Source organism: Ferrovibrio sp., from assembly GCF_035304305.1.
In the GTDB taxonomy this organism is placed as follows: Bacteria; Pseudomonadota; Alphaproteobacteria; order Ferrovibrionales; family Ferrovibrionaceae; genus Ferrovibrio.
Window position 1 is genome coordinate 1 of the sequence record NZ_DATGQG010000137.1, and the last position, 8061, is coordinate 8061.

Sequence of the window (8061 nt, forward strand, 5' to 3'; positions counted from 1 at the left end):
GAAAGTGCTGCTTTTATTGACACTTGCGGGGTGCGGATGGCTTGATCCCTGCGATCACTCGGCCCGTCTGGGCTGATTGCTCAATCGCTAGCGACTAGCATTGCAACCCAAATCCCGGTGGGAGAGGAAAGAAGAAATGAAGAAGACGCTGCTTCTGCAAACCGCGCTCGTGGCGGCTGCCGGCCTGTTCGTGGCCGACGTTGCCAACGCGCAGGTGAAGGCTGAGCCGCTCGGCGTGACCGTCGGCGGTTACTACAGCCAGATGTTCGGTTACCAGGACCGCGACCCGAACGGGGGCCAGAAGGATCATCGCTTCACGACCGACTCGGAAATCTGGTTCAACGTCCGCGGCGTGCTCGACAACGGCGTCGTGGTCGGCGCCCGCATTGAGCTGGAAGCCGCTTCGTACAACGACCAGATCGACGAGCGCTACATGTGGCTGGAGCGTTCGGACCTGGGCCGCGTGGAACTCGGCTCGACCGACTCGGTCACCACGAAGATGATCTACATGGCCCCGAGCGTGCTGCCGAACCACAGCACCACGGTGCATTCGGAGTACTCGGGCGTTGTTAACGCTCCGCTGATGCGCTTCGTGAATGCGCAGGACGACGCCGAGCGCATCAACATCTACACCGCCTCGAACCGCTACTTCGGTTCGAAGGCTGGCAAGGGTCTGCAGCTGGGCTTCAGCTACACCCCGAACAACTGCCAGGACTTCACCACCAACGATCTGACCAACGCCTGCGGTGGTGGCTTCCGTACGCCGGTCGGGTCTGAGGAAGGCCTGAACATTGCTGCCAACTACCTCGAGTCGTTCGGCAATGTCGATGCCGCTCTGTACGCTGGCTACAACAGCGTGAAGGTTGTCGGCAACGACCGTGAGTCGGGCTGGCAGGTCGGTGCGCAGTTCGCGATCAACGTCGGTGGCGGCGCTGCCGTCCAGATCGGTGGCGGTTACAACAACGAGGACATCTCCAATGTCCGCGAGCGTGAAGCCTACACCGCTGGTATCCGCTACCTGACCAACGGTTCCGCTCCGGGTTCGGTCGGTATCGGTGTCGAAGGTGCCTGGCGTGAGGACGACGACGTGACCGTCGGCGATCTCGACTACTACCAGCTCGGCCTGACCTATCAGCTCGCCACCGGCGTGCTGACCTTCGCCGGCATCGGCGTTGCGGAGACCGACGCTCCGGGTACTGCCAACGACGTCGACCAGACCTTCGCCGTCCTGGGCATCAGCCTGACCTTCTAATCCAGTTTCCAGCTGGATCAGGAAAGGGGCCGGGAAACCGGCCCCTTTTTCTTTGTCGTTTCCTCCCGAAGTCTCCGGTCATCTCTTCTTGCGGGCCTGCATCCTGTCCCGCCATGGCCGTGTCATTCCCGCCACACCGGCCGTCGATCGACCGCAATGTATCCGTGATCACGGGCGGCGCTGCCGATCGGTGACGCACCTTCCCCGGCGAACTCATCCCTCTACATAGTAGTCCGCAGGCATATCTGGGGTCGTCGTTCGACGCTGACACGTCAAACCTAGAAGGATCTCCAGATGAAGAAGACTTATCTCCTCGGGACGGCTCTGGTCGCCGTCGCCACCATCGCGGCAACCGATATCGCCGCGGCCCAGACCAAGACCCAGCCGCTCACCGTTACGGTCGGCGGTTACATCACGGAAGTGTTCAAGGCTGCCGACCTGGACGACAACCGCACGCTCGACGGGCGGCGTGACACCGCGCTGAGTTCCGACTCGGAAATCTGGTTCAACATCCGCGGCGTGCTGGACAACGGCACCGTCATCGGCGCCCGCGTCGAGCTGGAAGCGCAGACCGAGGTCGATCAGATCGACGAGCGCTATCTGTTCATCGAGCGCAGGGATATCGGCCGTGCCGAATTCGGCTCGACGGACCGGGCCGCTTCCAAGATGGTCTATGCCGCGCCGACCGCGATTCCCGGTTACGGCACGATCGACCCGACCGGTTCGATCGCCATTACCAATGCGCCGACCGGGGCGCGCACCGGAGGCAATCTGACCAAGTTTGCCTCCGCGCCGGATGATGCCGAGGGCATCAACCTGTACACCTCGGCGGACCGGTTCTTCGGCTCCAAGGCCGGCAAGGGCCTGCAGCTCGGCTTCTCCTATGTTCCCGACGGCTGCCAGGATTTCTCCAATGCCGGCTCGACGGTCGGCTGCGGCGGCGGTTTCCCCTCCCGGACCGATGCCGGACAGGTGGAGGAAGCCATCACGCTTTCGGCCAATTACCTGGAGAGCTTCGGTGCGTTCGACCTGGCCCTGTTCGGTGCCTATAACCGCTTCAGCATCGAGGCCGACAGTGCCGGCTCGCTGGCGAACGGTTCGGCCACCGTCTACGGCAATACCGGCCTGCAGGGTTATGCCCTGGGCACCACGATCACCTACAATCTTGCCGGCGGTTCGTCGGTGCAGGTCGGCGGTGCCTGGAAGCAGGAAGAAATGGGCGTCACCCCTTCGGGTGATGACGAGCGCAACGTCTACACCGCCGGCATCCGCTACCTGACCAACGGGACCAATCCCGGCTCCATCGGCATCGGTATCGACTACGCCTTCACCAAGGCCGACCAGGGCAATGTGGGCGGCACGCTGGTCGGCGGCGAGGATGAGTATACGTGGTACTCGCTGGGCGTGACCTACCAGGTCGCGCGCGGCGTGCTGGCATTCGGCGGCATCGGCCGTTACGAATACGATGACGCCATTGCCGCCGGCACGGTCATCAACGGCGTCGCGCAGCTCGACAACGACTCGGAAGCCAATTTCGGCATTGTCGGCATGCGGCTCGACTTCTGATCGGCAGGAAATTGGAGACGGGGAAGGGGCCGGGAAACCGGCCCCTTTTTCTTTTCAGTCCAGCAGCAATCCCGCCGCCAGCAGCGCGGCAATGGCCCACAGAACCCAGAGCAGCGGGCGGCGCGCGCGTTTCTGCGCCCTGGTGAATGCCGCCAGGCTGTCGTCGCTGATGCGCAGGCCGTCGGCGTGCACGGCCGCCGCCAGTGCCTCGAGGCCGCTGGCGATCTGCGGCAGGCGGCGGGCGAAATCGGCGAGATTGCCGGCAGCTTCCCGCACCCGCGCCTGCGGCCCCATATTCTCGCGGGCCCAGTCCTCGATCACCGGCCGCGCCACATCCCAGAAATTGATCTGCGGATCCAGGCTGCGCGCCACGCCCTCCACCGTCACCATGGTTTTCTGCAGCAGCAGCAGATGCGGCTGGGTGCGCATGCCGAAGGTCTCGGTGATCTGGAACAGCTGCGCCAGCAGGCGGCCGATGGAGATCTCGGTGACCGGCCGGTCGAGGATCGGCTCGCCGATCGAGCGGCAGGCCTGGGCGAAGCTGTCGACATCGCGGTCGGCCGGCACATAGCCGGCCTCGAAATGCACTTCCGCCGCGCGGCGCCAGTTGCCGGTGAGGAAGGCACCCAGCATCTCGGCCATGAAGCGCCGGGTGCGGATGTCGAGCCGGCCCATGATGCCGAAATCGACCAGCTCGATGCGGCCGTCCGGTGCCACGAAGAGATTGCCGTGATGCATGTCGGCGTGGAAATAGCCGTCGCGCAGCGCCTGCTTGAGGAAGACGCGGATCACCCGCGCGGCCACTGCGGAGGGATCGATGCCTGCCGCCACCAGCGCGTCGCGATCCTCGATGGGAATGCCGGCGATGCGCGCCGAGGTCATCACCCGGCGCCCGGTGCGCTGCCAGTCCACCTGCGGCACCACCACGTCGGGATCGTCGCGGAAATTGTCGCGCAGCTCGGAACTGGCGGCCGCCTCGAGCCGCAGGTCGAGTTCGATATTCACCCAGTCGTTCAGCGTCGCCACCACGTCGCGCGGCCGCAGCCGCGCCATGCCGGCGATGCGGCGCTCGGCGGCGTCGGCCAGCCAGGCGAAAAGTTTCAGGTCGCGCGCGAAGGCCGCCTCCACGCCGGGCCGCAGCACCTTCACGGCAACCGGCACGCCGTCCGCCGTCTCGGCGAAATGCACCTGGGCCACGCTGGCCGCGGCCACCGGTTCGGGCTCGAAGCCGGCGAACAGCTCTTCCAGCGGCCGGCCGAGCTCGGCCTCGACGCTGGCCTTCGCCTCGTCCCAGGGGAAGGGCGGCAGGCGGTCGCGCAGGCGGCCGAGATCCTCGGCGATGCCGGCGCCGACCAGGTCGGGCCGCACCGACAGGACCTGGCCGAGCTTGATGAAGCTCGGGCCGAGTTCCGACAGCGCCGCCGCCAGCCTCTCGCCCTCGCGCAGGCCCGGCCGGCGCCGGCCGAACAGCGCGTGGAACAGCCGCAGCGTCCGCTGCACGCCGGCGAAATCGCCCATGTAGCTCGGCGGCGTCTGGCCGAGCAGCAGCAGCGCATCGTGGCGCGCGAAGCAGCGCAGGATGGCGAACAGGCGCAGCAGGTGACGCGGGCCGGTCAGCATGCGGCGTCAGATCCGCCGTGCCGAATGGAGTGCGGCGATGCCGCCGCTCAGGTCCCGCACCTGGATATTGCCGAAGCCGGCATTCACGATCATCTGTGCGAAGCGGTCCTGGTCGGGGAAGCGGCGGATGCTTTCCACCAGATAGCGGTAGGACGCCTCGTCGTTGGCCACGAAGCCGCCGAGCTTCGGCAGGATGTTGAAGCTGTAGGCGTCATAGAGCGCCGCCAGCGCGGGATTGCGCACATGGGAGAATTCCAGGCAGAGGAACCGCCCGCCCGGTTTCAGCACGCGGAAGGCCTCGGCCAGCGCAATGTCGATATGGGTGACGTTGCGGATGCCGAAGGCGATCGTATAGGCGTCCACCGAACGGTCGGGCAGCGCCAGCCGCTCGGCATCCATGCAGGCCCAGGTCAGGCGCCGCAGCCGGCCCTGGTCGATCGCGCGGTTGCGGCCCTGCTCCAGCATCGCGACGTTGATGTCGGCGACCAGCACCTCCGCCTGCGGGGCGCGGTCGAGGATGCGGAAGGCGATGTCGCCGGTGCCGCCGGCCACATCCAGTATGCGGATGGCCCCGCGCGGATTCAGCCAGTCGATCATCGCGGCCTTCCACAGGCGGTGGATGCCGCCCGACATCAGGTCGTTCATCAGGTCGTAGCGGTCCGCCACCGAATCGAACACGCTGCGCACCAGCCGCGCCTTCTCGCTCTCCGGCACGGAGCGGAAGCCGAAATGGGTCTCGCCGGCGGCGTTTTCCTGCATGTCCGTCATGGCCCGGACCATAGCCGAAAGCGCCACGCCACGGTATGGCTAGGGCATGCCCGAACTGCCTGAAGTCGAGACTACCCGCCGCGGTCTGGCCATGCGGCTGGAGGGGCGCCGCATCGCCCGTATCGAGGCGCGCCGCGCCGATCTGCGCTTTCCCCTGCCGAAGGATTTTGCCGCGACCATCCGGGGACGCCGGGTTGAGGCGCTGGACCGGCGGGCGAAATACATCCTGGTCCGGCTCGAGGGCGGACTGGTCTGGCTGATCCATCTCGGCATGTCGGGCCGCATGGTGCTGCGCAGCGGCTGGCCCAACGATATCGGCGCCCATGACCACGTGATCTTCGCCACCGACGAGGGCTGGGCGGTCACCTTCAACGACGCCCGCCGCTTCGGGATGATGGACCTGGTTCCCGCCGACCGGCTGGAGCAGCACAGGCTGCTGGCCTGCCTGGGGCCGGAGCCGCTGAGCGACGACTTCACCCCGGCCGTGCTGCAGGCTGCCCTGGCCGGCAAGCGCACGCCTATGAAGGCGGCCCTGCTCGACCAGACCGTGGTGGCGGGACTGGGCAACATCTATGTCTGCGAGGCACTGTTCCGCGCGGGCATCTCACCGCGCCGGCTGGCCGGCACGGTGCGGCCCGAACGGCTCGCCAGGCTGGTGCCCGCCATCAAGAAGGTGCTGCTTGAGGCGGTCGAGGCCGGCGGTTCCTCCCTGCGCGATTATGTGCAGTCCGACGGCGAACTCGGCTATTTCCAGACGCGCTTCCGCGTCTATGACCGTGAGGGTCAGCCCTGCACCGCCTGCCGCCGCCCGGTGAAGCGCATCGTCCAGTCAGGCCGGTCGACCTTCTACTGCGGGACCTGCCAGAAATAGCGGGTATCCGAACGGGCCGGGTCAGGTCCGGGAGGGGGCGATCTTCGGGGTGAAAACGGGCCGGGAAAACCTCCTGCCCGGGCCATTCAAGCCTTCCAAAACCTGCCCCCCTCTGCCAAAGTCCCGGCCATGTTCCGCCCCGGCTGGAGCCTTGTCACCAGATCCATGCTGGCCGCCCTAGTGGTGCTGGCGGGGCTCGGTGCAACCCTTGTTTGGGCCACCGCCGTCCCGGTCGCCGCGGCGACCTTCCTGTCGATCGCGGAGGACGTGCCGCTGATGCCCGGGCTGGCGGAAGTCCCCGATACCGCGACGGTTTTCGACAAGCCGGCCGGGCGCATCGCGTCCATCGAGGCGAAGGGGGCGGTGACCGCGGCCAGCGTCCGGCAGTTCTATGCCGAAACCCTGCCGCAGCTCGGCTGGCAGCCGGTCGGGTCGTCCGGATCGGGGGCGACGGAATATCGTCGCGATGCCGAAGTGCTGCAGCTCACGCTCAGCGGCCGCGACGGCACCGCGCTGATCGTGCGCTTCGAACTGCGTCCCAATCGCTAAATCGCTTAAGAGGAAACCATGGCTTACGAGAATATCCTGGTGGAGACGCGCGGCCCCGTGGGCGTGATCACCCTGAACCGGCCGAATGCGCTGAACGCCCTCAACACGCCGCTGGTGCAGGAGATGGGCCGGGCGCTGGATGACTTCGAGGCCAATGACGCGATCGGCTGCATCATCATCACCGGCTCGGAGAAGGCCTTCGCCGCCGGCGCCGACATCAAGGAGATGCAGCCGAAACAATATATCGACGCCTTCATGGAAGACTTCTTCTCCGGCTGGGAAGACTTCACGCGCGTGCGCAAGCCGATCATCGCCGCCGTAGCCGGCTATGCGCTGGGCGGCGGATGCGAGCTTGCCATGATGTGCGACTTCATCATCGCCGCCGACACCGCCAAATTCGGCCAGCCCGAGATCAATCTGGGCATCGTCGCGGGCATGGGCGGGACGCAAAGGCTGACGCGGCTGGTCGGCAAGTCGAAGTCGATGGACATGCACCTGACGGGGCGCTTCATGGAGGCGGCAGAGGCGGAACGCTGCGGGCTGGTCAGCCGCGTGGTTCCGGCCAAGTCGCTGATCGAAGAGGCGCTGAAGGTGGCCGCCAAGATCGCCGAGAAGTCGATGATCACCGCCATGCTGGTGAAGGAAGCGGTGAACCGGGCCGAGCAGACGACGCTGGCAGAGGGGCTTTTGCACGAACGCCGGCTGTTCCATGCGGCCTTCGCCACCGCGGACCAGAAAGAGGGCATGGCCGCCTTCCTGGAAAAGCGCCAGCCGCAGTTCCGGGACAGATGAGGGGACCGCTGATTCCCTGTTCCCTTTCCCCGGCGTATGGCTTATAGGCCCGGCCCACATGCGCGTGGGCCCGCTTAGGCAAGAATCGATCCCGATCCCAGATCGGGGCCTTCGGTCTTTCGTGCAATAGACATCGAACAGACCGCAAGGAGCCAGCCATGGCCAATACCGACCAGTCCAAGAAACGCGCCCGCCAGTCCGAGGCGCGCTATGCCGTCAACAAGGCGCGCCGCTCGCGCATCCGCACCTTCCTGCGCAAGGTCGAGGAGGCCATCGCCTCGGGCGACCAGACCGCTGCCGCCGAGGCGCTGAAGAACGCCCAGCCGGAACTGGCCCGCGGCGTGACCAAGGGCGTGCTGCACAAGAACACCGTGTCGCGCAAGATGTCGCGGCTGTCGTCGCGGGTGAAGGCGCTGGCCGCCAAGGCCTGATCCTTTCAGGGTTTTTCCAGGACGGGGACGCAACCTTTTCCGGTTGCGTCCCCGTTCGTTTTTCGGCCCCGGAAACGGCGGTTCCGGCGGGCCGTTGCCAAATTGCCAAGGGTTCCGGGATTCGCCACGGTTGAATCCCTGTCAAGCGCGTTGTTCGGTTGCAGTGCCCGCGGGGGCCGGGCTAGCGTCAGTCTGCGATTCACTTCGTCTTG

The 8061-nt window shown here is 66.3% G+C and carries 8 protein-coding genes; 6 read left to right on the plus strand and 2 right to left on the minus strand.

All coding sequences use genetic code 11. From position 1 onward, the window contains the following. The first annotated feature begins 136 nt into the window (after nt 1–136). Together VKZ87_RS15470 and VKZ87_RS15475 are read left to right on the plus strand one after the other, a co-directional pair. The gene (locus VKZ87_RS15470; protein WP_324222164.1) at nt 137–1252 is read left to right on the plus strand and encodes a porin; all 1116 of its coding nucleotides are present in this window, start codon (nt 137–139) and stop codon (nt 1250–1252) included. A gap of 294 nt (nt 1253–1546) precedes the next feature. Then, nucleotides 1547–2818, plus strand: a complete 1272-nt coding sequence (locus tag VKZ87_RS15475) for a porin (RefSeq protein WP_324222165.1) — start codon at nt 1547–1549, stop codon at nt 2816–2818. Nucleotides 2819–2872: 54 nt separating this feature from the next. On the opposite strand, the gene ubiB is transcribed toward VKZ87_RS15475, so the two are convergent. Beyond that, entirely contained in the window at nt 2873–4438 is a 1566-nt protein-coding gene (gene ubiB / locus VKZ87_RS15480; protein WP_324222166.1) for a 2-polyprenylphenol 6-hydroxylase, read from the minus strand. A gap of 6 nt (nt 4439–4444) precedes the next feature. Next, nucleotides 4445–5206, minus strand: a complete 762-nt coding sequence (gene ubiE / locus VKZ87_RS15485; RefSeq protein ID WP_324222167.1) for a bifunctional demethylmenaquinone methyltransferase/2-methoxy-6-polyprenyl-1,4-benzoquinol methylase UbiE — start codon at nt 5204–5206, stop codon at nt 4445–4447. Nucleotides 5207–5252: 46 nt separating this feature from the next. Between ubiE and mutM the strand changes: the two genes are divergently transcribed. From mutM to rpsT, 4 genes are all read left to right on the plus strand, one after another. After that, on the plus strand, nt 5253–6077 hold the full coding sequence (gene mutM, locus VKZ87_RS15490) for a bifunctional DNA-formamidopyrimidine glycosylase/DNA-(apurinic or apyrimidinic site) lyase (RefSeq protein ID WP_324222168.1): 825 nt from the start codon (nt 5253–5255) through the stop codon (nt 6075–6077). Nucleotides 6078–6242: 165 nt separating this feature from the next. Beyond that, complete coding sequence (locus tag VKZ87_RS15495) at nt 6243–6626, plus strand: hypothetical protein (RefSeq protein WP_324222169.1); 384 nt, start codon at nt 6243–6245, stop codon at nt 6624–6626. A gap of 18 nt (nt 6627–6644) precedes the next feature. Continuing rightward, entirely contained in the window at nt 6645–7418 is a 774-nt protein-coding gene (locus VKZ87_RS15500; RefSeq protein ID WP_324222170.1) for an enoyl-CoA hydratase, read from the plus strand. Nucleotides 7419–7576: 158 nt separating this feature from the next. Beyond that, on the plus strand, nt 7577–7849 hold the full coding sequence (rpsT, locus tag VKZ87_RS15505) for a 30S ribosomal protein S20 (RefSeq protein WP_165013385.1): 273 nt from the start codon (nt 7577–7579) through the stop codon (nt 7847–7849). Nucleotides 7850–8061 lie beyond the last annotated feature (212 nt).

Excerpts from the sequence above, each read along its gene's own strand:
- VKZ87_RS15500 (WP_324222170.1), top strand. The coding sequence starts at position 6,645 with ATGGCTTACGAGAATATCCTGGTGGAGACGCGCGGCCCCGTGGGCGTG.
- VKZ87_RS15470 (WP_324222164.1), top strand. The coding sequence starts at position 137 with ATGAAGAAGACGCTGCTTCTGCAAACCGCGCTCGTGGCGGCTGCCGGC.
- rpsT (WP_165013385.1), top strand. The coding sequence starts at position 7,577 with ATGGCCAATACCGACCAGTCCAAGAAACGCGCCCGCCAGTCCGAGGCG.
- VKZ87_RS15475 (WP_324222165.1), top strand. The coding sequence starts at position 1,547 with ATGAAGAAGACTTATCTCCTCGGGACGGCTCTGGTCGCCGTCGCCACC.
- ubiE (WP_324222167.1), bottom strand. The coding sequence starts at position 5,206 with ATGACGGACATGCAGGAAAACGCCGCCGGCGAGACCCATTTCGGCTTC.
- VKZ87_RS15495 (WP_324222169.1), top strand. The coding sequence starts at position 6,243 with ATGCTGGCCGCCCTAGTGGTGCTGGCGGGGCTCGGTGCAACCCTTGTT.
- mutM (WP_324222168.1), top strand. The coding sequence starts at position 5,253 with ATGCCCGAACTGCCTGAAGTCGAGACTACCCGCCGCGGTCTGGCCATG.
- ubiB (WP_324222166.1), bottom strand. The coding sequence starts at position 4,438 with ATGCTGACCGGCCCGCGTCACCTGCTGCGCCTGTTCGCCATCCTGCGC.